This window comes from Lysinibacillus sp. NPDC086135 (assembly GCF_044746345.1).
In the GTDB taxonomy this organism is placed as follows: Bacteria; Bacillota; Bacilli; order Bacillales_A; family Planococcaceae; genus Lysinibacillus.
In genome coordinates, this window is sequence record NZ_JBIVCA010000020.1 from 76,931 (window position 1) to 99,332 (window position 22,402).

General features: G+C 35.6%; 28 protein-coding genes. 13 read left to right on the forward strand and 15 right to left on the reverse strand.

Features of this window, described 5'->3' with window-relative positions:
* Window positions 1–6: 6 nt before the first annotated feature.
* The 3 genes from ACIPKN_RS21735 to ACIPKN_RS21745 are packed head-to-tail and all read right to left on the reverse strand — an operon-like array spanning window position 7 to window position 1,904.
* Window positions 7–837: a helix-turn-helix domain-containing protein gene (locus ACIPKN_RS21735; protein ID WP_400940069.1), complete on the reverse strand. Its 831-nt coding sequence runs from the start codon at window positions 835–837 to the stop codon at window positions 7–9.
* A gap of 10 nt (window positions 838–847) precedes the next feature.
* Window positions 848–1,312 carry a DinB family protein gene (locus ACIPKN_RS21740; protein WP_400940071.1) on the reverse strand — a complete coding sequence of 155 codons (465 nt, stop codon included), beginning with the start codon at window positions 1,310–1,312 and terminating at the stop codon, window positions 848–850.
* Between the two features lie 25 nt (window positions 1,313–1,337).
* A complete protein-coding gene (locus tag ACIPKN_RS21745) occupies window positions 1,338–1,904 on the reverse strand; it encodes a nucleotidyltransferase family protein (RefSeq protein ID WP_400940073.1) in 567 nt (188 codons plus the stop codon).
* Window positions 1,905–2,245: 341 nt separating this feature from the next.
* Between ACIPKN_RS21745 and ACIPKN_RS21750 the strand changes: the two genes are divergently transcribed.
* A complete protein-coding gene (locus tag ACIPKN_RS21750) occupies window positions 2,246–3,040 on the forward strand; it encodes a sulfite exporter TauE/SafE family protein (protein ID WP_400940075.1) in 795 nt (264 codons plus the stop codon).
* Here ACIPKN_RS21750 and ACIPKN_RS21755 read toward each other — a convergent pair.
* Entirely contained in the window at window positions 3,037–3,396 is a 360-nt protein-coding gene (locus ACIPKN_RS21755) for a YybH family protein (protein ID WP_400940077.1), read from the reverse strand. The genes ACIPKN_RS21750 and ACIPKN_RS21755 overlap by 4 nt on opposite strands.
* Before the next feature lie 134 nt (window positions 3,397–3,530).
* Here ACIPKN_RS21755 and ACIPKN_RS21760 point away from each other — a divergent pair, with 134 nt between their 5' ends.
* On the forward strand, window positions 3,531–4,022 hold the full coding sequence (locus tag ACIPKN_RS21760; RefSeq protein WP_400940127.1) for an SRPBCC family protein: 492 nt from the start codon (window positions 3,531–3,533) through the stop codon (window positions 4,020–4,022).
* A 255-nt stretch (window positions 4,023–4,277) separates the two neighbouring features.
* Here ACIPKN_RS21760 and ACIPKN_RS21765 read toward each other — a convergent pair whose 3' ends face one another.
* Window positions 4,278–4,754: a hypothetical protein gene (locus ACIPKN_RS21765; RefSeq protein WP_400940079.1), complete on the reverse strand. Its 477-nt coding sequence runs from the start codon at window positions 4,752–4,754 to the stop codon at window positions 4,278–4,280.
* A 219-nt stretch (window positions 4,755–4,973) separates the two neighbouring features.
* On the reverse strand, window positions 4,974–5,486 hold the full coding sequence (locus tag ACIPKN_RS21770) for a DNA-deoxyinosine glycosylase (protein WP_400940082.1): 513 nt from the start codon (window positions 5,484–5,486) through the stop codon (window positions 4,974–4,976).
* 620 nt (window positions 5,487–6,106) lie between these two features.
* On the opposite strand from ACIPKN_RS21770, the gene ACIPKN_RS21775 reads away from it, so the two are divergent.
* The 4 genes from ACIPKN_RS21775 (at window position 6,107) to ACIPKN_RS21790 (ending at window position 10,184) form a co-directional block, all read left to right on the forward strand.
* Window positions 6,107–7,645 carry an ATP-binding protein gene (locus ACIPKN_RS21775; protein WP_400940130.1) on the forward strand — a complete coding sequence of 513 codons (1,539 nt, stop codon included), beginning with the start codon at window positions 6,107–6,109 and terminating at the stop codon, window positions 7,643–7,645.
* Window positions 7,614–8,327: a response regulator gene (locus ACIPKN_RS21780; RefSeq protein WP_400940084.1), complete on the forward strand. Its 714-nt coding sequence runs from the start codon at window positions 7,614–7,616 to the stop codon at window positions 8,325–8,327. The genes ACIPKN_RS21775 and ACIPKN_RS21780 overlap by 32 nt, the downstream gene beginning before the upstream one ends.
* Before the next feature lie 105 nt (window positions 8,328–8,432).
* The gene (locus ACIPKN_RS21785; protein ID WP_142508632.1) at window positions 8,433–9,755 is read left to right on the forward strand and encodes a CitMHS family transporter; all 1,323 of its coding nucleotides are present in this window, start codon (window positions 8,433–8,435) and stop codon (window positions 9,753–9,755) included.
* 135 nt (window positions 9,756–9,890) lie between these two features.
* Entirely contained in the window at window positions 9,891–10,184 is a 294-nt protein-coding gene (locus tag ACIPKN_RS21790; RefSeq protein ID WP_400940087.1) for a hypothetical protein, read from the forward strand.
* On the opposite strand, the gene ACIPKN_RS21795 is transcribed toward ACIPKN_RS21790, so the two are convergent.
* Window positions 10,179–10,970, reverse strand: coding sequence for a DUF2268 domain-containing putative Zn-dependent protease (locus ACIPKN_RS21795; protein ID WP_400940089.1), 792 nt, complete (start codon window positions 10,968–10,970; stop codon window positions 10,179–10,181). The genes ACIPKN_RS21790 and ACIPKN_RS21795 overlap by 6 nt on opposite strands.
* A 107-nt stretch (window positions 10,971–11,077) precedes the next feature.
* On the opposite strand from ACIPKN_RS21795, the gene ACIPKN_RS21800 reads away from it, so the two are divergent.
* Window positions 11,078–11,335 (forward strand): hypothetical protein, encoded by a 258-nt coding sequence (locus tag ACIPKN_RS21800; protein ID WP_142508634.1) that lies wholly within the window; start codon window positions 11,078–11,080, stop codon window positions 11,333–11,335.
* A gap of 102 nt (window positions 11,336–11,437) precedes the next feature.
* Here the strand turns inward: ACIPKN_RS21800 and ACIPKN_RS21805 are convergent, their stop codons facing one another.
* Window positions 11,438–12,175, reverse strand: a complete 738-nt coding sequence (locus ACIPKN_RS21805; protein ID WP_400940092.1) for a polysaccharide deacetylase family protein — start codon at window positions 12,173–12,175, stop codon at window positions 11,438–11,440.
* Between the two features lie 292 nt (window positions 12,176–12,467).
* Here ACIPKN_RS21805 and ACIPKN_RS21810 point away from each other — a divergent pair, with 292 nt between their 5' ends.
* The gene (locus tag ACIPKN_RS21810) at window positions 12,468–12,590 is read left to right on the forward strand and encodes a hypothetical protein (protein WP_256469487.1); all 123 of its coding nucleotides are present in this window, start codon (window positions 12,468–12,470) and stop codon (window positions 12,588–12,590) included.
* Between the two features lie 61 nt (window positions 12,591–12,651).
* On the opposite strand, the gene sigJ is transcribed toward ACIPKN_RS21810, so the two are convergent.
* Both sigJ and ACIPKN_RS21820 read right to left on the reverse strand, forming a co-directional pair.
* Entirely contained in the window at window positions 12,652–13,539 is an 888-nt protein-coding gene (gene sigJ / locus ACIPKN_RS21815) for an RNA polymerase sigma factor SigJ (protein ID WP_400940095.1), read from the reverse strand.
* Between the two features lie 19 nt (window positions 13,540–13,558).
* The gene (locus ACIPKN_RS21820; RefSeq protein ID WP_400940097.1) at window positions 13,559–14,743 is read right to left on the reverse strand and encodes an NAD(P)/FAD-dependent oxidoreductase; all 1,185 of its coding nucleotides are present in this window, start codon (window positions 14,741–14,743) and stop codon (window positions 13,559–13,561) included.
* A 192-nt stretch (window positions 14,744–14,935) separates the two neighbouring features.
* Between ACIPKN_RS21820 and ACIPKN_RS21825 the strand changes: the two genes are divergently transcribed.
* Together ACIPKN_RS21825 and ACIPKN_RS21830 are read left to right on the forward strand one after the other, a co-directional pair.
* A complete protein-coding gene (locus ACIPKN_RS21825) occupies window positions 14,936–15,238 on the forward strand; it encodes a YunC family protein (RefSeq protein WP_132361317.1) in 303 nt (100 codons plus the stop codon).
* A 118-nt stretch (window positions 15,239–15,356) separates the two neighbouring features.
* Window positions 15,357–15,980, forward strand: a complete 624-nt coding sequence (locus ACIPKN_RS21830) for a DUF2238 domain-containing protein (RefSeq protein ID WP_400940099.1) — start codon at window positions 15,357–15,359, stop codon at window positions 15,978–15,980.
* A 181-nt stretch (window positions 15,981–16,161) separates the two neighbouring features.
* On the opposite strand, the gene ACIPKN_RS21835 is transcribed toward ACIPKN_RS21830, so the two are convergent.
* From ACIPKN_RS21835 to ACIPKN_RS21855, 5 genes are all read right to left on the reverse strand, one after another.
* Window positions 16,162–16,809, reverse strand: coding sequence for a uridine kinase family protein (locus ACIPKN_RS21835; RefSeq protein ID WP_400940102.1), 648 nt, complete (start codon window positions 16,807–16,809; stop codon window positions 16,162–16,164).
* Window positions 16,810–17,014: 205 nt separating this feature from the next.
* Window positions 17,015–17,347 carry a histidine phosphatase family protein gene (locus tag ACIPKN_RS21840; protein ID WP_400940105.1) on the reverse strand — a complete coding sequence of 111 codons (333 nt, stop codon included), beginning with the start codon at window positions 17,345–17,347 and terminating at the stop codon, window positions 17,015–17,017.
* A 22-nt stretch (window positions 17,348–17,369) separates the two neighbouring features.
* Complete coding sequence (locus ACIPKN_RS21845; RefSeq protein ID WP_400940107.1) at window positions 17,370–18,242, reverse strand: DUF4097 family beta strand repeat-containing protein; 873 nt, start codon at window positions 18,240–18,242, stop codon at window positions 17,370–17,372.
* Between the two features lie 22 nt (window positions 18,243–18,264).
* On the reverse strand, window positions 18,265–18,963 hold the full coding sequence (locus tag ACIPKN_RS21850) for an ABC transporter permease (protein ID WP_400940109.1): 699 nt from the start codon (window positions 18,961–18,963) through the stop codon (window positions 18,265–18,267).
* The gene (locus ACIPKN_RS21855; RefSeq protein WP_400940112.1) at window positions 18,956–19,879 is read right to left on the reverse strand and encodes an ATP-binding cassette domain-containing protein; all 924 of its coding nucleotides are present in this window, start codon (window positions 19,877–19,879) and stop codon (window positions 18,956–18,958) included. Before ACIPKN_RS21855 ends, ACIPKN_RS21850 begins: the two co-directional genes overlap by 8 nt.
* 157 nt (window positions 19,880–20,036) lie before the next feature.
* On the opposite strand from ACIPKN_RS21855, the gene ACIPKN_RS21860 reads away from it, so the two are divergent.
* The 3 genes from ACIPKN_RS21860 to ACIPKN_RS21870 all read left to right on the forward strand — a co-directional run bounded on the left by ACIPKN_RS21860 (window position 20,037) and on the right by ACIPKN_RS21870 (window position 22,297).
* A complete protein-coding gene (locus ACIPKN_RS21860) occupies window positions 20,037–20,762 on the forward strand; it encodes a response regulator transcription factor (protein ID WP_142508641.1) in 726 nt (241 codons plus the stop codon).
* Entirely contained in the window at window positions 20,753–21,847 is a 1,095-nt protein-coding gene (locus ACIPKN_RS21865; RefSeq protein ID WP_400940115.1) for a sensor histidine kinase, read from the forward strand. Before ACIPKN_RS21860 ends, ACIPKN_RS21865 begins: the two co-directional genes overlap by 10 nt.
* 204 nt (window positions 21,848–22,051) lie before the next feature.
* Entirely contained in the window at window positions 22,052–22,297 is a 246-nt protein-coding gene (locus ACIPKN_RS21870) for a group-specific protein (RefSeq protein ID WP_400940117.1), read from the forward strand.
* Window positions 22,298–22,402: the final 105 nt, after the last annotated feature.

Genomic DNA, 22,402 nt, shown 5'->3' on the forward strand with positions numbered 1-22,402 from the left:
AACTTTTTATACGTATTTAGCTTCCCCCAGCATTGTTTTTCGATATGTTGTCGGGGACATTCCAGTACATTTTTTAAATACTCGACTGAAATAAAAGCAATCTACATAACCTACACATTCTGCTATCTCTGCTACTGGAGAATCGTCATATTTCAGTAATTCCTTCGACCGTCGGATACGATATTCCGTTAAGTAGACGCTAGGCGTCATCCCTGTGTGCTGTTCAAACAGATAAGCAAATCTACGACGCTCCACGCCAAATTCTTCAGCAATTTTCGAAACAGAAAGTTGAGTAGCATAATTCTCATGTATATACTGTAAAGCTTGCTCCATCTGGTCACTTGCTGTATCGAGTATCTTCACTTTTGCCGATATAAGAATAGCTTCCAAAAGATTCATAAATAGAGTCTTTGCTTTGAATATTGACATATTACCTGGCATTGCTTGGCATTCTATTAACTGCTGTACATAGTCAATAATTTTTGTATGATAGCCTGTATTAATTAAAAAATGCTGAGTTGATAATGGACATTGAGGTATTTCTTCAGAAGGGATATGGTAATGAACAACCGCATACTCCCATCCTTTATCATCTGAAGCTTTAATTTCGATTGGCATTTGTGGTCCTGCATGTACGACCATTCCCGGCTCCATTCCATAAGGGACACCGTTAAAGCTAAATATAGCGCTACCTGCAAGCGGCACAACCAATCCACACTTCCCAGGGGCTGTTGTTCGACCAATATCTATTTGGCCCGGCTCCATTTTATTTGTAAAAACATCCGTAAAACTTACAGATGCATGTGCATAATAATCGATTAAATACTTGATATCCACTTTATACCCTCTACATTCTTAAGAACTTTCGAACTTGTGAAAAATGATGCAAATCATGATCTACTAAACTTGCAAAATAACCGGAAAGTGTTAATTCTGAATCACCTATTGTAAAAGGCTGTCGCCATTGCTCATCAACTATTTGATAAAGCGCGTCAATTAGCTGCTGTCTCTGTTTAATAAAATTGGCTATCGTTTCTTCTTTACTTTGTGCACGACTATCTTTTGCTGCACTAGTATTCATCTCTTCTACAGTCGGTCCTTTTGGTAAGCTTTCTTCTGTAAAAAGAAACGGTAGACGTTGTTTTACCACGAATTCATCCCATGGAGTAAGATGTCCAATTACCTCTGCCACCGTCCATTTTCCAGGAACTATAGACGTGCGCCATTGTTCTTCTGTTATGCTTGCTAAACTTTCGACAAACACGATAGCTTTTTCATAATGCGAGATTATTTGATGTTTATCGTGATACAAATTCCCTTAGCTCCTTCGCTTCATTTTAGTAGAAAATCTGTAGTTTCGGCCAAATTGATTTCCACTGTTTGTTATGGATTCTGCTTTTATAAACTTCATGCATCGGAGAGTCTTTTTGAAAATATGGTGTAGGAGCGACAGTTCCGGAAACTAAGTGTTTGATACCATGTGGTGCAGCTATCTCAAGTATTCCATTAGTAAGTCTCACACCAATAGCTGTCGGGATTTCTGGAAAATGTGCCATGCCATCTATAGATGACTGATAAGGTGTACTATTATTTACTACATGCATCCTTGCTTGATTTTTCACAGACCAAGGCTCATTCGGTAAATACTTCGTCAATTCTTGTTCATGCTGCTTTTCATAGTTCTCGGAAAGATTTACTTTATCAAAATATATCACATCAATATCGGCTAATGGTGTTCTATATTCTTTTTCATGCAAATAATCCCACACCTTGGATCGAATAAATCCTGCACATACCCATGAATCAGGTAATTGTAACTTTTCTACAGTTTTTAAAATGTTCATCATCCATTTATCTGCGGCAATTAAGCTTTTTAGCTCTTGTTCTGTTTTTATCAGTTTCATCCACCTCTGAATTTGTCATACCAATGTTTGCACTGCTAACGAATTATGATTCTCAACCCTGTTCTTATTTTGTTAGCATCCTTAGGTGCTTCACGAAAAATATCATGACCTGCGTCAGCGATTGACCCAAACTATTTATAACTCGATTTCATAGGGGCTAAGCAAGGGCCAATTAGGAGAGATTGGCGCTTTAAGGGGACTGTATTTAAAGAAGTATTTATAGTGAAAAAAAATCAATTGTATTTTGTATAAATCACATTTATATAAAACAAAAAATAATATATTAGATTTATAAATTATTTATCAGTACCCTTTAACTAATAACGCTAAAGGAGACGTTTATGAAAAAACCTTTTATTTTGATTGTGATGTTTGCCATTGTAATGAGTCTTTTTTATACAAAGCTTTCACTGACGCTCGTCGGTATTGGAATTATTGCTGCTTTTATCGGTACACTTGCTGGGGGGGCTGGGCTAATTACGATCCCTGCGATGATGCTTGTTGGTATACCTATTCAAACAGGCATTGCTACGAATAAATTTTCATCGGGCGTTGCAGCGTTGTCGAGCATCTTTTATCTTCTTTATCATAAAGAGCTTCGTCTAGTATCTATTATGAAATATGTTGCTGTAGCTATTGCTGGAGGGGTTTGTGGAGCACTCCTAACCGTATCTATCTCAGAAAAAACAATGAATATTATTGCCTGTATGCTACTTATCTTCGCCTTATTTATAACGCTGAAAAATAAAAAATGGGCTGTTAGCTCCGAAGAAATTGACACTAAACACAGCAATAAATTATGGCAGCCATTTTTAATAGCGGTTTATGATGGCGGCTTTGGACCTGGCTCTTCAACCTTCAGCATACTGCATTTTTTACGCTACCATTACTCCTACATAAAGGCTGTACAGCTCACACGCGTACTTATTTTCGGGAGCTGCACAGGGGCATTTATCGTATTTTACCAAACTGGCTTTATTCAATGGCAATATGCAATGGCGATGGCAGTTGGCTCCATTATCGGCTCTCAGCTCGGACTTTTAATTCTACCAAAAATTCCGATAAAAATAGCTAAAATCCTATTAATAATCATCATTTCATTACTACTTATTCAAGTAGCAATAAAAATAATTTAACTGCTTAAATGTTCATGAATTAACTTCCATTCATTGTTTAAGACCGTAAAAATATTCGTTGCTCTTCCACTACCTGATACAAATTTCCCGTTATGATAGCCTTCATAATGGTATGTATAAATACAGGTAGCCGATTGTTCATCAACCGTAAGCCACTGAACATCGGCGGCCGAATAAACTTCTTCATTTATCAAATCCCATGCATTATTGAAATAAGCTCCTATTTCTTCTAAAGTTATGCATGTTTTATCCGAAAACCAATACACCGCTTGTGGATGCAAAATTGCCTTTACGTTATTAAAATCATGGGAATTTGTCGCTGCAATATAAATGTCTAAAGCTTGTTGATATGGCATGGTAATTCCTCCTTTCTTAACTAATATTAATCGGAATTCTACTACTTAGAAATAACAAGAATGAAATAGAAGAAAACATGACAAGACTATTTCAAACAGTTTATGATGAAATAAAAGAAACAAGGAGGGTATCCATGCTTGCTACTATTCAACAACAACAAAATAACTATGTCGTAAAATTTAAGCGACCACTGTCACATTCAGTTGATGCTGTTTGGGCAGTATTAACGGAGAATGAAAAGCTTCAAAAATGGATGAATAATTTAGAAATCATTGATCTTCGAAAGAACGGCACAATCCATTTTAATATGAATGATGGAACAAACGCTTATAAGGAAATAGCAATTACTGACTATACCGTGAAGAATGTACTCGAGTTTGCGTGGGGCAAAGATACAGTAAGGTTTGAGCTCTCCCCTACTAGCAGCGGCTCCATATTAATATTACTTGAATCGATTAGCGAGCTAACTGAGCATACACCTAAAGATTTAGCCGGCTGGCATATATGCCTAGACATGCTCTCAGATTTATTAAACGGAACTGCACATGACGAATTTCCAATGGACGAATGGCAAAATAGGTTTGCAGAGTATACGCAGCTTGTGGATGACGTAGAGAAAATTTAAGCGGAATTACGAATAAACCCCCTAAGCAGAGAAACACATGCTTTAGGAGGTTTATTATTGTTGAAAAATAAAATGGTCAATGCAGACATTTTAGGTGATTTACGTTTTAAGCTACTCGCTTTCTGAATAACATGCTAGAAGATACATGCTAATTCAGGAACATTTCCTTGGCCATTTTTTCAACACTATAAACCAATAAAAATTCCCTATTAATGACACCTTTATTTCATATACATTGCTACTTAATACGCCTAATTACCATCTCGAACATTCATACGAGCGAATATTTCTTCTTGCAATAGTTTGGAAGCTCCAACCACTTCTGTTACTCCAACGGAACCCTGCAATAAACTCTCTTCCTACAGCAGTTAGGAAGAACCAAAAGCCTGTTCCATTAAACATCCATATATACGTATTTCTAAATAAGCAAGATTGAATACCACTTGTACCTACCCCAAAAGGTGGCAGTGATGGCACAAAGCTAGGCGGTGGACCAAGAGGCATTTGACCTGCTGCTGGCGGGCCGAAACTAGGTGGTCCAAATGATGGTGGCGGGCCGAAACCAGGCGGTCCAAACGGCGGTGATGGACCAAAACTAGGTGGGCCAAACGGCGGTGACGGACCAAAACTAGGCGGGCCAAACGATGGTGGTGGTCTAAAACCAGGAAGTCCAAATGATGGTTCGAAACCGGGTTCTGGCAGTGGCACAATTTCTTCATATGGATTGTACATGATAAACCCCTCCCTTTACATAATTCAATATATGTAAAAGGGCTAATAACCGTTGAGCAAATTGCCCATTAGCTTTGTATTCAGTCGTTCTAAACCGTATTCGTGTTTACAAGGTATGGTATTATTGCCCCGCAGAATCTTACTAATTTCGGCAGTAATGCCCTATTATAATCCTCTCCGTCAAATAACACTAATCAGCAGGAATTTTTTGTCATGTAATTATCTAGGCAAATAAGAGTGCATCACTCGCCAATCCTCAAGCTTCTCTTCAAAGGATTTAATATTTTTACCTGGTATTGGACTAGTCGAAGGCATTTTTTGATATGCTCGACCATCTAAAACTTCAAGGCCAATATGCTTTTTAAAAACTTCGAATGACTTTGCGCCATTAAAAAGCACTAACTCAACATTAGGATAGTGTTCGAAAAGCGTTTTAAAATCATTCGGTTTTTCATTACGAATAGCCGCATCTAAGCTCCCTTTACGCTCACACGATTCTATTGTATCCCAGAGACCAATATGATGGTCCTTTAGCCATTTTAATCTTTGTCCATACTCCTGAGGTACATCCATCTCTAATATTTCCCCAATAATCGGCCAAAAGTGATTGCGTGGGTTACCATAATATTGTTGTTTCTCTAATGATTGCTTTCCTGGCATTGAGCCGACGATTAACACCTTCGTTGACAAATCAATAACTGGTGGTAATACATTTTTAAGTTCATTCGACATTACAATCAATCCTTCCTAATATTGTAGCGGAAAATTTGTGTTAATGTTATTAAAGGCATGTATCAAATACCAAAAATAAAGGTTCATCACTATACAGAGGGGTTGATTTCCGTTCCAACTGGGGGCGTCCGATGAGCCGCTTCACTCGCGTTGCTCGCTCCAGGGTCTCGGGCCAACAGATGTCTTTTGCGCGAAAGCGTGAGTGCAACGTAGCGGCAGCAGCAGGATGTTGGTCACGAAGGCGTTATCACAGGACGTGATGCTTTTAGCCTTCGTTCCTCTATATCGCTAATCCCCAAGGAGTCGCCCAGCCTCCACTCCAATCAACTTATATTCAAAGCATACGTATTAACAAATGTAATCCACATCTTTTTGTGATGGTTTTCCCACTATCTTCAAATAAATCTAGCTTGAGGGCCTCCTCTATTTATTGGATATTTATGATAGACTAATCATCAGACAAATGCGCTATTTTCGAGATATTTTTATTTTTCCGTAAAGGTAGCAGTTACGAGTATCAAACTACATAGAGGTGAAATATGAGAAATTGGTTCCGATCTCTTACGGTTAGAATGATTTTTTTAATAAGTATCCTAATCCTTTTAATATGTGGCATGTTCATGTATCTATTGCAAGAGCATATCCGGGATACGACAGAAAAACAGATGGGAGCGGAAGCATTAAATATTGCTAAAACTCTCGCATCTATGGAAGAAATCACTGCAGCATTTGATAAAGAAAATCCAAGTGAAATTATCCAACCAATTGTCGAGCCTTTAAGAAAAGAAACTGACGCAGCATATATTGTCGTTGGAAATTCTCAAGGAATTCGTTATTCACATCCTTTAAAAGATAAAATTGGAGAGAAAATGGTTGGTGGAGACAATGATGCCGCATTGCTAGATAGACAAGCTTATATTTCTAAAACCATGGGATCATTAGGCGAATCTATTCGTGGTAAAGCTCCCATCATAATAGACAATAAAATTATTGGTGTTGTTTCTGTCGGTTTTTTAACAGAAAATATCGACACAATCATCGAAAGCTATATTCACAAATGGATTAAATACACCTTAATTATTCTTTTAATAGGCATATTAGGTGCAATAGCCATTTCCATTTATATTAAAAAATTATTGTTTAATATGGAACCTATTCAAATCGCTAAATTATATCAACAAAACAAGGTCATTTTAGAAACAACAGCCGAGGGTATAATAGCTGTCGATCACTTTAATCAAATTACGACTATTAATAGAAGTGCTTACGAAATGCTAGATTCCGCTCATAATAAGTCTCTATCAGATTGGATGGGTGCAAAAATTGAACATATTTTTACGCCTAAAATTGTTGCAGAGAAAAACATTCATAATTTAGAGCTACCACTTGATGAGCATATTATCATTTTAAATAAAACGCCTTTAGTTGAAAAGAAAAGGAAAATTGGTTCCCTATACACCTTTAGAAAGAAAGTAGATATTCAAAAAATCATTGATGAATTAAAACAGATGAAGCAGTATGCAAATGTTCAACGGGCATATACTCATGAATTTGCTAATAAGCTCCATATCATTTTAGGTTTGCTTGTTCATAAGCATTACAACGAAGCTATTGAATTTATTAAAGAAGAACGAAACATACAACTTAAAAATCAGGCTTTTTTAAATAGCAATGTAACAACCCCTCTTCTACTTGCATTAATACAGGGGAAAATTGCAGAAGCGGCAGAACTAGGCATCAAACTCGAGCTTAATGAAATTTCTCCCTCAATCGAAATATCCAAACAGCAAGAAAATGCCATTTTAACAGCTCTTGGTAATGTACTTCAAAATGCTATTGAAACTTTAAAAAGCTGGGAATCCTCAAATAAAGTGATTCAACTATCTATCAACAATTATAAAAACCATTACTTATTTGAGATTCAAGATAATGGCCCGGGTATTGATAATAATATTTACGATAAAATTTTTACAAAAGGTGTATCCACAAAAGAAGGGTTAGATCGCGGACATGGACTAGCTATAAGCAAGAAAGCCCTTCAGGAGATAAATGGAGACATTTTATTGGATTCAGGTGATTTATCAGGAGCATGTTTTTTAATAATAGTTCCTAAAGGAGACGTTGAGAATGACAATATCAAAAAGTGTATGGATTATTGAGGATGACTTTAGGGTAGCAAAAATTCACGCAGATTATGTTCATAATATAAAAGGATTTATCGTTACTGAAAATTTACGTACGGGAAAAGAAACGATTGAAAAGCTAAAGACGACCTCTAGTTTACCTGAAATTGTATTAACAGATTTGTATATTCCTGATGTTGAAGGTAGCTCATTAGTAAGCCATATACGCCATCTTTATCCATCTATAAAAATCATCGTAATCTCTGCAGCAACTGAAATAAGTTTAATAAAGGATATATTGGACTTAGGCATTTCAGATTACTTAATAAAACCCTTTGAAGAGCAACGACTTCAAAGAGCATTTCAAAAATATTTACAGGAACATCATTTATTTCAAAATAGCAAAAATGTCACTCAAAAGGATCTTGATTCATTATTTTATAGGGAATCTAGCACTAAAATAATAGATGAAGAAACGTTTGTAAAAGGTATAGATTTGCACACATTACAAATTGTTAAAAGCATTTTCGAAGATCTCAAAACCCAGGAGCTTACAGCCTCACAATTAAGCGAACTCATCGGTTCAAGTCGTTCAACAGCCCGCCGTTATTTAGAATACTTAGTTGGGGAACAGTTTTTACAGACAAAATTGATTTACGGCACCGTCGGAAGACCTGAACGAAAATATGTATATCGTGGAACTTATGAACAAAACTAATATTATATTCTTTATTTAACATATGACTATATTGTTTTCCTCTCTTTGGCACTATGATATTTTTTAAATAATCTGAATGATTGATCACAAAGGGAGGAAATATTTTTGAGTTTAAGTATAATCGGATTTTTAACAATTATTATTATTGTTGCTCTGCTTATTAGTGGTCGTGTATCACCACTTGTAGCAATGGTAATACCACCTATCGTGGCAGCATTTATAGCTGGCTTTAATTTTGATGAATTAGGAGAATTCTTTAGTTCTGGATTAAGCTCTGTGATGAACGTAGCTGTTATGTTTATCTTTGCGATTATTTTCTTTGGTATTATGCAGGATGTAGGATTATTCGAACCATTGATCAATAAAATGATTGCGCTTTCAAAAGGAAACATTATTGTTGTTGCAGTAATAACAGTAATAATTGCTGTAGTGGCGCAACTAGATGGTTCTGGTGCTTCAACATTTTTAATTACAATCCCAGCATTATTGCCTTTATATTTACGTTTACGCATGAATCCATATCTATTGCTGTTATTAGTTGGGGGAGCTGCAGCAGTTATAAATATGATTCCTTGGGGTGGTCCATTAGGTCGTGTTGCTTCCGTTTTAAAGACGGATGTCACTGAACTTTGGTATCCTTTAATCACTATTCAAATCATTGGTGTCGTGTTAATGATAACTTTAGCGGTGTTCCTTGGTTTTAGAGAAAAGCGCCGTATTCTAAAACAATACGGTACCCTTGACTTCACAAATGATGATCATGCTATTACACAAGGTGTTGTTTCATCAGAAGTAGACACAAGCTTACAACGACCAAAACTATTGTGGATTAATGCTATTGTTACGGTTCTTGTTATCGGAATTTTAGTTGCAGGTATTTTACCAGCAGGACTAGCCTTTTTAATTGGCGTGGCCATCGCCTTACCAATCAACTATCGTTCTCCTAAAGAACAGATGGAACGTGTACAAGCACATGCACCGAATGCCTTAACGATGGCGTCTATCATTATTGCCGCTGGATTATTTTTAGGCATCCTTAATGGTACTGGGATGTTAACTGCAATTGCCAACAACGCCGTACACATTCTACCATCAGCCCTATCATCTTATTTACATATCATTATCGGGGTTTTAGGGGTACCATTTGATTTATTATTAAGTACGGATGCATATTACTTCGCTTTATTCCCTGTAGTTGAACAGATTGGCTTATCTTTCGATATTGATTCTCTTTCAACTGCCTATGCAATGATTATTGGTAATATTGTAGGTACATTTGTATCGCCACTTGCCCCTGCTGTTTGGTTAGCTTTAGGCTTATCAGGCTTAGAAATGGGGAAACACTTAAAATACTCTTTCTTCTGGATGTGGGGATTGAGCATTACTTTACTATTCATTGCTGTAGCAATAGGAATTATTGCTATCTAGCTCATCATCGATTGTTGGAGATGATATTTTTAAAACGTATGCTTTGTGATTGGAGTGGAGGCTGGGCGACTCCTTGGGGATTAGCGATATAGAGGAACGAAGGCTAAAAGCATCACGTCCTGTGATAACTCCTTCGTGACCAACATCCTATTGGCCCGATACCCTGCAGCGAAGCGGCTCATCGGACGCCCCCAGGAAGCTTTGCTCTGTGCGAAAGCGAAGCGGCAGCAACAAATGTTTTTCTGTGCGAAAGCGAAGCGGCAGCAACAAATGTTTTTCTGTGCGAAAGCGAAGCGGCAGCAACAAAGCGCCCAGCCGGAACGGAAATCAACCACCCGTTATGGTGATAATCCTATAAATGAAAATAAAGACCAGTTGTCGAGTGGTGAATCGGCAACTGGCTATTTTTATATAGATATCGTCTTATAATGGAAAATCAGATCCAGCAAGTATTTCCTTTGAACTTTTTACATGCAGTTTATTGGCTGAATGATTTCTAATATATGACCTTACTATTTCATAACCAATGCAATACCCTATCCATTGAGGAACCTTTCCGCCATATAAAAATTCAGCATGATTGTTTAACCCTTGTATATTGATTTGAGGTAAAAAATGCCCCTTCCAAATTTCTAGCATGTTATCTAATGAGTAGGACCTCAACCATGGCGCTAACCATCTATCACCGTAAATCTCCTCCACTGCACATTCTGCTAATCCCTCTAAAATTAAAGAATCTAACAACGTCACCTCATCTAGAGATTTATCTAAATATTGCAGACGACAAACGTGATTATACTCATGCGCAAATAACGCTTTAAGCTCCTGCTTTTCAAGCTCTCCAATATATAAAAACAAAGCATTTGGATAGGCAACACCGTTTTTATTAGTAATCGTTTGCTCTTGTGTGATTGGAAAGATATAGATTGGTATAGTTGGTCCGCTCCATCTCTCTTTTAAATATATAAATTCCTTCTGTACTACTTCCCAAACGTTTTGCTTTTTCAACTTGGTAATGTCTATTTTTTCATGTGATTTAAAAAGCCCCTGTTGCTGTAGTTCAAATTGTATTTCATCTGGAGATCCACCAATAAAAATCTCTACCAAACGATCGCAAAGGATAGAGCGTTGTAAGTCCTCAAGATTTTTACTATCATTAAGCCTTTGACTAGCTTTTAATTCATTGAGCCACTTATCTGTTGGTATTACTGACATACATTCCCTCCTTACTATAGCTTATGTTCGAAGTAGACAATCGGCTAGTGATAATGATTGCAACCGCATATATTAGCTTGTAAGGAAGTCGAAAGGAGGGATAGTTTGTGAATCCAGCTAATACTTATAATCTTTGTTGTCAATATCATGGTAAACGTGTAAGAATTGAAGAACGAGGTGGCAGAGTACATTACGGAGAAATAACTAGGGTGGATAGAAGACAAGTGTGGATTCAACCTGATAGACGATTTGGCGGTTATGGTTTAGGTTATTGGGGTTGGGGAGGAGCCGGAGCAGGTTTCGGCGTTGGAATCGCACTTGGAGCGGTTGCCGGAATTGCACTAGCACCACTATTATTTTGGTAATTTTGAAATGACTAATTATACTATCCGCTGCGCAATGACAGTCTTACTGTCATAGGGAAAAAAAACAAGCCATTTCATGCTGCTGAGATGGCTTGTTTTTCCTTATTGCACTTGCTCTTGTTGCTGTTTACTTTTAATCAACTCGGATATTGTGACAAATGTATAACCTTGTTTTTTTAGTTCTGGTAAGATTTCTTCCAGTGCCTTAATGGTCTGCGTACGATCGCCGCCTCCATCATGAAACAAAATAACATCTCCAGGCTTTGACCCCTTCATCACTTTTCGGACAATTTTGTTAACCCCTGGCTGTTTCCAATCTTGAGTATCCTGATGCCAAGACCACATAACTACTTTATATCCATCCTTAACAGCGGAATTGATCATTTGATCATTATAGTATCCGCCTACAGGACGAAACAAAACTGGTGCAAATCCAGTAATACCATAAATTATTTCCTTTGTCTTACGTAGTTGTGCCTGTAATTCAGCTACGGAAGCTTTAAACGGATGTGAATACGTATGATTGGCCAGCTCATGCCCTTCAGAATAAGATCGTAAAACAAGGTCTGGATATTTTTCTGCATTTTTACCAATAATAAAAAACGTAGCCTTTGCATCATACTTTGCCAATAAATCTAAAATAGCTGCCGTATATTTAGGATGAGGTCCATCGTCAAAGGTAAGAGCAATAATTTTGTCTTTTGTGTTAATATCCCAGACAACTTCCCCTGTCTCCTCATAATAAGGTCGACCTTTATCCGCATAAGTTGTCAGCCCTGTAAAAAATACCGATATGATTAAAAAACAAAGGGATAAAACCAATACATATTTACGTGTCATAAGCATCACCTCCCAAGTTCAAATTCACATAACTCCGTCAACTTACTATTTACGAATTACATTGAATTATACTTGCGAAGGTTTGGCTGTTTTCTCCTCTTACCTATTTCAAAAAAAATTAAATTCCCAGTCATATTTTGAACGAAATGTGAAAACACTCACAAAGTACTTTCTTTTTTCACTAATTGATGTAAAATAAAAGACATAACTGATATATAACAATGACAGATAAAATCAATTTATTCACCATCTGTTATAGTACAAAAAAACCAAACAAAGGGGATCTTTCATTATGTGGATTATTACAGTTTTTGAACAAAATACTTACCGTATGTTCGAGTATAAAACTAAAAACGAGGCAACGGTTGCATTAAAAAATTTCAAGCAAACTGCTATGCTTTCTTATACAAAATAATTTAAAAGAAGAATCAACTCATATAAAACGAGTTGATTCTTTTTAACTTTTTACGCATAAATCAATTTTCAGCAACATATCTTAACTTTTCAGGATTTACCATATAATAAATTGCTTCGATTTGTCCATGTCCAACTTCGAAGCCAATTACTGCCTGAATTTTATTTTCGAATATTAATGCTAAGCCCGTTGTCCCATTAATGTTCATCAATTCTAATGTATAATTATCTTCATTATTTTCAAACTTACAGAAAAGAGCAGATAATAAACGGAAAACTTTTTCACGACCGTAAATAGGATGTAATGCAGCTGTAGCCTTTCCTCCACCATCTGCATAATAAACAACATCTTCTTTTAAAATATGAACAAGTTCACTGACCTTTCCTTGTTGAAAAGCAGACATGAAAACAGTCACTGTATTTTTTATTCCCAATTTGTCTGTAACAATACTATTTTTTCTAACTAGCTCAGGTAATTTCTTTTTTATTCTGCTTAAAATTTTCCTGCAATTTATCTCACTTTTATCAACGATTGCAGCAATTGTTGGATACTCATACTCAAGAACTTCTCTCAGAATAAAAATAGCCCGCTCAATTGGATTTAGTTCATCAAACAAAATCATAATTGCTAGTGAAATACTCGTATCATTTAATATAGTAAGCAAAGGATCATCCTCATGTAATCCTAGAGGTTCAGGCAGCCATGTTCCCGTATATAATTCTCTCTTTTTCCTTGAAGACTTTAACAAATCCAAGCAACGATTCGTCACCATTTTGCATAAAAGAGCTTTTATATTGTCCATATGATTTACTCCGTTTTTCCCTATCTGTGCAAATACATCCTGTACGACATCCTCGGCATCTGATGCACTACCTGTCATGCGATAGGCAATTGAAAAAAGCAGTGATTTATACTCTTTATACAGCTGACTTATTAACTCATTATCCATTGCTCACCTCATATGCTGTTTATTTTTGAAGACTTGCTAATTCCCAAGTATAGTTTCTTATTCTTGCACCTATTTTTCCAGTTATCGTAAAATCAAGCCCCCATTTTTGTGTCCACATAAACCCGTTATTTGGTCCTAAACTAATACAAAAGAATTTTACGGGATATGATTCGTGTAATATGTTCACTGGTGTTTGGTTTATTGATGCCTTCAATATTTTACTTAGCCTTGCCGCTTGTGGAATAGCTTCCTTACATGTCATACCATCTGGATGATTATTTTTATAATCTACTACTAATGCGCAATCACCAATGGAATAAATGTGTTCCTCATCTTTAACCTGATAGGAATGATTAACAATAATTCGATGTTCTTCTGAGATGGGTAAACCTAATCTAGAAATAATTGGATTTGCTTCTACCCCAGGATTAAAGATACAAGTTCCTACAGAATATTTTTGGCCATCATTAGTAGATAACTGACCATCTTTACAATGAGAAACCCTTATTTTATTTTTGATGACTACCCCAATATTTTTAAGATGACTGACGAGTTTTTCACTTACTTTCACAGGTGCTTCTGGTAAAAGTCGATCCTTTGAATCAAAAAGTAAAACTTCCACTAAACTTGGGTTAACACCTGCTTCTACCAACTTTTCTTTAGACCACACAGCAATTTCAGCAGCTGTTTCAATACCTGCGATTCCTCCACCTACAACAGCTACCTTAAATAAACTTTGGTTTTGTTGTGATTTCTCAAGGGCTTTAAATGATTCCATCAGTGACAATAGTTGTTCTTTTATTTCTATGGAGCTCTGCTTATCTTTTAAAGCTATTCCACCAAAACCTTTAGATACCTCTCTAATTACACTTCCAAATGCCAGCACCAAGTAATCATAATATAAATTTATAGTTTTCTCGTTTTCCATCTTAATAGTAATTTGTTGATTTTGCTTCTGAAGAGCTAATGCTTCCCCTTGAATAAATTCGATTCCGTTCTGACAGTATTCGCTAAAAGGTGTTTTCAAATTTATATCCCTTATCGCAGCCCGAACAAGTAATACTTTTTTAAAATGATAACTATTTTTATCAATTAAAATAACTCTTACTGATTTCCCAATTTGACCTTGAAATTCCTTTTTTAATCCCTCTAATAAATTTATTCCTGCATAACCTCCGCCTACAATGACAATATTCTTCATCATAACTCCTCCTTTTTTACCTTATAACGAATTCACTTAATCAGTTGTGACATCATTTATAAGGTTTTTAAAAGTTATGATCGAGGATAATACATTTGCGTCGTTCGTTTTAGATAACAAATAATTTTTTAGTGAAAATGTCGAACACCTTTTTATCTATTGCCATATGTATATAGAGAAAAGGAGTGATTTCGGATGGTAACAATTGAGCCTATTATGATTAAAGGCAATTTTTTTACTGCGATAATTGTTCAACTACCTAAAACAACACTGCTGACAATTTCAAATGATACGGGCTACATTATGTGTGGAGCTTTAGATGTTGGACTATTAAATGATCGTTTAGCAGACCGCAAGATTATTGCTGGTCGAGCAGTTGGTGTGAAAACAATTGATGAGCTATTGACGGCTCCATTAGAATCCGTGACATATGAAGCGCATCAACTTGGTATTACTGAAGGAATGTCTGGCGTAGAGGCGTTATTAAAAATGGTATAACAATTTTTTTACAAAGCGTCAGTGCAATATGACTAGGCGCTTTTTTACTCCTGTCTTATGTAAAGGTGTATAAGCTATTTACTATATCCCTATACTTTAGACAAAAGGAGTGTTCGTTTTGGAAAAAGATAAACATCGGAAAACACATGTAATCTTGTTGTTAATAGTACTTATCATTTTCGTGTGGTCTGTCATAAAACCAGCATCCTATTTGGACTGGGTTGCAGAAGTAAGTCCTGCTGTCGTTGCCATTATTATTGTAATCGCCATTTATAACAAGTTTCGCTTTACAACGTTTTCTTATTTTATCATTGCCCTTTTGTCTATTTTAACATTTATTGGTGGGCACTATACTTATTCGGAGGTTCCACTTTTCAACTGGATTAAAGAGGAGTTTCACTTAAAACGCAATGACTACGATCGATTTGGGCATTTCTTAAAAGGTTTGATGGCCATTGTCATAAGAGAAATATTAATACGAAAAACACCACTAGTAAAAGGTGCTTGGTTAACAGGCATAACAATAAGCATTATGCTTGCTATTGCTGCTCTCTATGAAATTATTGAATGGCTCAGTACAAGAATTTCAAAAGGTAGTAAAGGAGCCAAAGATTTTTTAGGTATGCAGGGCGATCGCTGGGATGCACAATGGGACATGCTTTCGGCCTTCCTTGGAACAATTTTGACTTTACTGCTATTTACAAAATTACATGATAGATTATTAAAAAAACTCAAAAAGTAAAAAACAAGTTTCTTCTAAAGTAAGCATAGTAAAGCTGTATGAGCCTTTTGAAAACGATACATTTACCAACCCTATCTCAGATCGGAATTATTGAGGAACATGAAAGCACTCCTGTCCTATATAGAATCTATTGAACAAGATGAAATTTCAATATTAAATGAGTTGAAGGCTTTTACTATAGTTAAAATTTAAAAGTATTTTTTTCTAGACATACTGTTTCATCAAAAGTTTTAAAAATGATATCAAAATGCTGACTATACGAATGCATAAACAATTCATATTGGATTCGACGTTCTTCATGGGAGTGCTTTAAATAATTGATATCAGTTCCCCTCTCAATTACATCACGACTCGACCTTCTCTTCAATTCCGTCTCACCATCTGTATAAAAATAAATTTTTAAATCAAATAATCTCGGATTAATAAATGCTACACTCATTCCCTCAACAATGGTTATTTTAGTTTTTGAAGAAATTAACGCACTTTTCATATAGTGCGTATCAATTGTCAATAAATCCAGACCTTCTCTAACCATCTGAACATCCCTTTCCAAAGAAGGTAAATGATGTGCAGCTGGATGGCAAGCGGTCATTTTAAAATGATGCTGTTCGTTTCGAAAAGTATAGTTGATAATTGTATGCTTGCGTATATCCGAACTAACAATATACGGGTCTGTATTAATATAATTCACTTCACTTTGGTTTAAACAGTTGATAAGTTTATTAGCAAATGTTGTTTTTCCTGCTGCACCATGTCCTGAAATACCAATAACAATTGATCTATCTTCCTTTTTGATCCAAGTAACGATCTCTTGCAATAACCTATCCATCTTTCTCCCTCCCTTCCTTTTACCAAAAAATACATTTACATAAAATTTTATAATTAACTTTACAACTCAAAATTTAACACATCACCTAATGTAGGGTTGATTTCCGTTCCGACTGGGCCCAGTCGGAACGGAAAATCAACTTTACACACGGAATACGTTTTAACTAATGACATCCAACTTTTATTAAATAGGAAGGAAATTTTCGTCATTCCCATATACGTTCTAAAGTCATTTCATGATTCTTAACACTTAGCCTAAAAACATCTGGATTTCTTAATTGAGTCCAAAATTGAAAGTCTACATCATTATGGTAATTTTTCAACAGTAAGGTAATTGTATTTCCATGACTAACGATAATTGTATGTTCGGACTCACTTTTGAAAGTTTCCTCAACTGCGTTAACGATACGCTCCATCGCTTCATTACTTGACTCTCCACCCTCAAACTTTAACTCCATATCGGTAAAAGTTGCTCGAAGTTTTTCATACCAATCGAGCACATCACTTTTGAAACAAGTTCTCGTCTTAACATGATGCATTTACCTCACAGATTGTAAGTTTTTATTTTACAGTAATTATACCTCCATTTCTAATTAGTTCCAATTTGTTTGACGCATCACCAATCTTACCTTTCTTTAATTGATCCGTATGTTCTTCTTTCTGGTAACCTTCTAAATTCACGCTTATGTCAGATGAATCACTGTTCGCTATAAGCTCTAATGATTTCGGTGCCTCTTTATATGAGATCGTAATATCTCCAGAAGCCGTTTCTACAAATAGTGCTCTTCCTTCGCTAATTTCTTTCATTAAGACTTCACCGCTAGTCGAAGTAATTTTCGTTTTCGGACTGTTAACTCTAGTAATGTAGCTATCACCATTTGTAGCAGCTATCGTTAATTCATTTAAAGAACTGTCTACGATACTTAATTCACCATCTTTTGATGTAATTGTACCTTTATCAGCCGATAGTCCTTTAATGATTTTAGCGCCAGAACTCGTAGAGATTGTAAGTTCTTGTGTTTCAATGTTGTTAATTTTAATATCACCATAGCTATTTTTTAATGCAATCTTCTTCACTGCATTTTCAGGGATCGAAATATGAATAGTAGCTTTTTTTCCAAAGCTAAAATTTTTCATAGCCCCTTTTTCAGTGTCTTGTTGAAGAACCTTTACTTTATTTCCGTCTTTCTTAATTTCAACAGGATTACTTTGCTGCTTTTGTTGTTGCTTACTGTCAAATTCAATTGTTAGTTTATCAGATTCTGTATTTTCTAATGCTATATCCCAGGACTCTATGTTTAGTTCTAGTTCTTTAATTTGCTCAACATCAAAGGACTGTTCTTCAGTTATGCTCTTTTCTCCATTTATTTTCAGCGTGAAGAATATTCCTCCTATCGCCATAACGAATATCAATGCTATGATTGCTTTTTTCACATTACATACTCATTTCTCATTTTTAGGTTAAATCTACTTTGTCGACTTTATAATAGGACAGATAGCCGATAATAAGCCCTAATAGACACATTATTGTTGGGACAATGATAAATTGAGATAAACTTGTAGATGTATCCCCATTTGAAACCGTTGCATTAATCAAAAATCCAATTAAAACAGCGGATGTAATTGTCGCAGCTGTTGATTTTTTCCGCATACCAAAGTACAAAGGAATTAGACTTACCCCAGCCATCATAAAAGCAATGATCAAGGTAGAAGGTATAGTAGCTACCATCTCCTGTATCTCAACGGGAGATTCAAAGAAGTTCATCATTGGATTTAAAAAATAAACAGCGATATTCATCATTAAGGTCGCAATGATAATGCTAAAGAAACAAAATCCGCAAACTAAAGACAGCTTAGCAAAAATAATTTTTTTCCTTTTTAACGGATACGTAAATAATAATTGAACCGTCTTATTTTTGTATTCGTCAATGACTAAACGAGATAAAATCACACTCGAAAAAATGATAAAAACAATGCGAATTAATATAGTTGTCAAAGACATAAAATCTGTATAATCTTGAAACATCTTTTCATCTGCAGAACCAACTGCCATAAGTGCAACTGCCGCAAAAATTCCAATAATACAAATGGTTAAGCCTTTAAAATAGCTAGACATACTATTCTTTTTCCATTCAAGTCTTAAAAGTTTAAGCAATTTGATTCCCTCCATTAATAAGGTTTAAGAAATACTCTTCTAAATGCTGTTGCTGTTTTTCAATGCCAATGACAGCAATGTTATTGAATATAAGCTCTTTATTAATTTGAGATTGAGAAATGCCATGTTCAAAAATTCGAATACAATGCTGATTGACAATTTCATATTTTCGAATTCCTAACTTGTTCTCTAGCACATGAATCGCTTTTTCCACATCGTCTATTTTAATCTCCAGATATTCCATGTTCTCTTTTCGAATATCGTCCATTTTTACTTCCTTTAATAATTTTCCATGATGAAGGATGCCAATTGTATCTGCGATTGATTCAATTTCTGATACGATATGACTTGATATTAAAATGGTGATTCCTAGCTTCTCCTTTAGATATAGCAAGAGCTCTCGAATATCTTTAATACCGATTGGATCAAGACCATTAATCGGCTCATCCAAAATAAGAATTTCCGGTTTAGCAACAATGGCACGTGCGATGCCTAATCTTTGCTTCATCCCTAGAGAAAATTCATGTATTTTTTTATGTTCAACACCATTAAGACCTACTATTTCTAATGCCTCTTCGGTAGCTCCTTTTTCATAAACTCCAATATACTCACAGTGAAGCTCTAAATTCTCCTTCGCTGTTAGCCTGTCGTAAAATTCCGGGTACTCGATAATACTGCCTATTTTGCTCAAGTATTGATAGGAAGTAGTAGAAATGGATTGATTCAATATTTTAATATCACCTGAAGTTGGTTTTACTAAGTTTAAAATCATCTTCATAATCGTTGTTTTTCCAGCCCCATTCGGACCTAGAAACCCATAAATCTCCCCTTTCTTAACGTTCATATTGACATTTGAGACGGTTTCGACTCCTTTAAAGCTCTTACTTAATTGATATAGTTGAATAACAGTTTCCATGTTATGTACTCCTTATCGTTTTGAATTTATTACATTCAGCTTAATAAACGAAAGTAAAATCAAAGTAAATTCGATGGAAAATGACAGTAATTTTTTCAAGAGAGTAAGGATAAAAGGATCAGAAGCTGATATGATGAGTTTGAAACGAGGGATAAAAATGGAAACTGCTGAAAAAATCTTAATCGTAGATGATGAGATTGGTATATTAAAATTATTAGAAATTACGTTACGGAAAGAAAACTTTATCCATATTGATACTGCTTCAACAGGCAAAAGTACACTACAGCTTGTCAAAGACAATCATTACGATATTATTTTGCTCGATATCATGCTACCAGATATAAGTGGTTTTGAACTTTGCACAGAAATACGCAAGCATACAAATACACCCATTATTTTTGTCAGTGCTCGCTCTACCGATTTTGATAAATTAACGGGATTAGGTATCGGCGGAGATGATTATATTACAAAGCCTTTTAATCCTTTAGAGGTCGTCGCTCGAATAAAGGTCATCCTTCGACGTCAAAAAATGTATGAAAGTTCTCAACATCAGCAGACTACAAAATTTGATTTCGGTTATTTTGCTCTTAATCCTGAATCTGCTACATTAACCGTTAACAATCAGCCCGTCGAATGTACAGCTAAAGAGCTAGAGTTGCTTCACTTCTTTTGTAAAAATCCAAATCGTATTTTTACAACTTCACAGCTTTACGAATTCGTGTGGGGAAATGATGTATATGGTGAGGAGAAAACCGTCACGATTCATATTTCAAAACTAAGGAAAAAACTTGGGGATGATACGCGCAAACCTAAAATAATTGTGAATTTAAGGGGCATTGGCTATAAATTCATTCCACCGAAAGAGGATTCACTATGCGAATAAACACTCGATTTACGTTACACCTTGCACTGGGGATTATTCTGTGGATGCTATTGAGTGGAATTTGTATTGTGATCGGGCTTGAAGGTATTCTCCCACTCCTAAAAAAATCTGTTAGTGAAGCTTATCAGAGTCTACTAGTCGCATGGATTTTCGGATTTAGCACTATTGTTTGTATTGCTGTATTTGGTTGGTATTTCGGGGGCCCTCTTGGTTTTATAATGTCTTGGATCCATCAGCTATCACAAGAAAACTATACAAAACCTGTTGGACTATCAAAAATCTATACACGCAAAAAAAAGCTCCGTATGCGTTATATGTTATATCAAGAGATACTTCAACATCTACAATCTTTATCTGGAAAATTAAAAGCTGCTAAAACAGAACGTAACAAGGTTGAACAGGCAAAACAAGAATGGATTGCCGGTATATCACATGATTTAAAAACGCCATTAACGTATATTACAGGCTACTCTACCTTACTATTAAACGATCAATACGATTGGTCCAAGGAGGAAGCTCGTTCCTTTATTCAAGAGATTGCGGATAAAGGCAAGCATATGGAGGAACTTATTCAAGATTTAAGTCTCGTCATTCAGTTTAATCATACAGATGGTCAGTTACCCTTGCATAAAACCAAGCAGGATATTGTGGATTTCTCTAAAAGAATTGTTGCTAATATAAGCAACAATCCACCGTCCAATGACTATATATTGCATTTTAAAACTGATACATCTGTTATAAACATTGACTTTGATACGAAATTCATGCAACGCATTTTACAAAACATTCTGATGAATGCCGTTATCCACAATCCACCTAATACAGATATTTATACACAGATTTTTAATAGGACAGAGCATGTAGAAATCCACATTGTGGATAATGGCGTAGGTATGTCTCAACACATGATGGAAAATATATTCCAACAATATTATCGTGGTACTACTACAGAATCTTCTTCTGAAGGTACTGGACTGGGCATGGCGATTGTTTATAAACTCGTTCAAGCTCATAATGGCTCTATCTCAGTACAGAGCGAACCTTCTAATGGGACAACGTTTATTATTACATTACCTAAAAAATAATATGAGACATTTTTGGGACTCCGCCTGAGCAGTCGGTTGTTGGGCTTGAGCAGTTTTTGAGGATTACCCGATCACTTTTGAGTCATACCTAATCACTTCCAAGAACGGACCTGAGCAATTTGAACGCCTGCCAGAACCATTCATGAAATCATACTGTTTGACATATATTTAAGCATCATAAAATGGCTCAATAAGGAGGATTCCATGCAATCTGAAAAATTGCGACTAAGAAAGATTCAACATCTTGCTCATGAAATTACTGATAAAATGAATAAAGGTGAAAAACTTACTCACTCAGAAACGATAATTCCTGTTATTGATAATTTATCGCGTGCAATTGGCGATTTAACCGATTCCTATGGACAGTATTCATTAGATTATGTAGAGGAAAAAGTAAAAAACGCTCATGCCCTTTTATTTAACAAGGAAAAAATTGATGTCTATTTATAAAGATATGGGAAAAGAGGCTGGGACATAACTAGCTTCAATTCATGAGAAATCCGACTTTGAATTCATTCAAAGTCGGATTTCTCTATCTTTTATGTTGTCTCCAGA

What these genes read in the sequence shown, in the direction of transcription:
- ACIPKN_RS21745 (WP_400940073.1), bottom strand. Translation starts at nt 1,904, where the DNA reads ATGAAACTGATAAAAACAGAACAAGAGCTAAAAAGCTTAATTGCCGCA.
- ACIPKN_RS21750 (WP_400940075.1), top strand. Translation starts at nt 2,246, where the DNA reads ATGAAAAAACCTTTTATTTTGATTGTGATGTTTGCCATTGTAATGAGT.
- ACIPKN_RS21755 (WP_400940077.1), bottom strand. Translation starts at nt 3,396, where the DNA reads ATGCCATATCAACAAGCTTTAGACATTTATATTGCAGCGACAAATTCC.
- ACIPKN_RS21760 (WP_400940127.1), top strand. Translation starts at nt 3,531, where the DNA reads ATGCTTGCTACTATTCAACAACAACAAAATAACTATGTCGTAAAATTT.
- ACIPKN_RS21765 (WP_400940079.1), bottom strand. Translation starts at nt 4,754, where the DNA reads ATGTACAATCCATATGAAGAAATTGTGCCACTGCCAGAACCCGGTTTC.
- ACIPKN_RS21770 (WP_400940082.1), bottom strand. Translation starts at nt 5,486, where the DNA reads ATGTCGAATGAACTTAAAAATGTATTACCACCAGTTATTGATTTGTCA.
- ACIPKN_RS21775 (WP_400940130.1), top strand. Translation starts at nt 6,107, where the DNA reads ATGTATCTATTGCAAGAGCATATCCGGGATACGACAGAAAAACAGATG.
- ACIPKN_RS21780 (WP_400940084.1), top strand. Translation starts at nt 7,614, where the DNA reads ATGACAATATCAAAAAGTGTATGGATTATTGAGGATGACTTTAGGGTA.
- ACIPKN_RS21795 (WP_400940089.1), bottom strand. Translation starts at nt 10,970, where the DNA reads ATGTCAGTAATACCAACAGATAAGTGGCTCAATGAATTAAAAGCTAGT.
- ACIPKN_RS21805 (WP_400940092.1), bottom strand. Translation starts at nt 12,175, where the DNA reads ATGACACGTAAATATGTATTGGTTTTATCCCTTTGTTTTTTAATCATA.
- ACIPKN_RS21810 (WP_256469487.1), top strand. Translation starts at nt 12,468, where the DNA reads ATGTGGATTATTACAGTTTTTGAACAAAATACTTACCGTATGTTCGAG.
- sigJ (WP_400940095.1), bottom strand. Translation starts at nt 13,539, where the DNA reads ATGGATAATGAGTTAATAAGTCAGCTGTATAAAGAGTATAAATCACTG.
- ACIPKN_RS21820 (WP_400940097.1), bottom strand. Translation starts at nt 14,743, where the DNA reads ATGATGAAGAATATTGTCATTGTAGGCGGAGGTTATGCAGGAATAAAT.
- ACIPKN_RS21825 (WP_132361317.1), top strand. Translation starts at nt 14,936, where the DNA reads ATGGTAACAATTGAGCCTATTATGATTAAAGGCAATTTTTTTACTGCG.
- ACIPKN_RS21835 (WP_400940102.1), bottom strand. Translation starts at nt 16,809, where the DNA reads ATGGATAGGTTATTGCAAGAGATCGTTACTTGGATCAAAAAGGAAGAT.
- ACIPKN_RS21840 (WP_400940105.1), bottom strand. Translation starts at nt 17,347, where the DNA reads ATGCATCATGTTAAGACGAGAACTTGTTTCAAAAGTGATGTGCTCGAT.
- ACIPKN_RS21855 (WP_400940112.1), bottom strand. Translation starts at nt 19,879, where the DNA reads ATGGAAACTGTTATTCAACTATATCAATTAAGTAAGAGCTTTAAAGGA.
- ACIPKN_RS21860 (WP_142508641.1), top strand. Translation starts at nt 20,037, where the DNA reads ATGGAAACTGCTGAAAAAATCTTAATCGTAGATGATGAGATTGGTATA.
- ACIPKN_RS21865 (WP_400940115.1), top strand. Translation starts at nt 20,753, where the DNA reads ATGCGAATAAACACTCGATTTACGTTACACCTTGCACTGGGGATTATT.
- ACIPKN_RS21870 (WP_400940117.1), top strand. Translation starts at nt 22,052, where the DNA reads ATGCAATCTGAAAAATTGCGACTAAGAAAGATTCAACATCTTGCTCAT.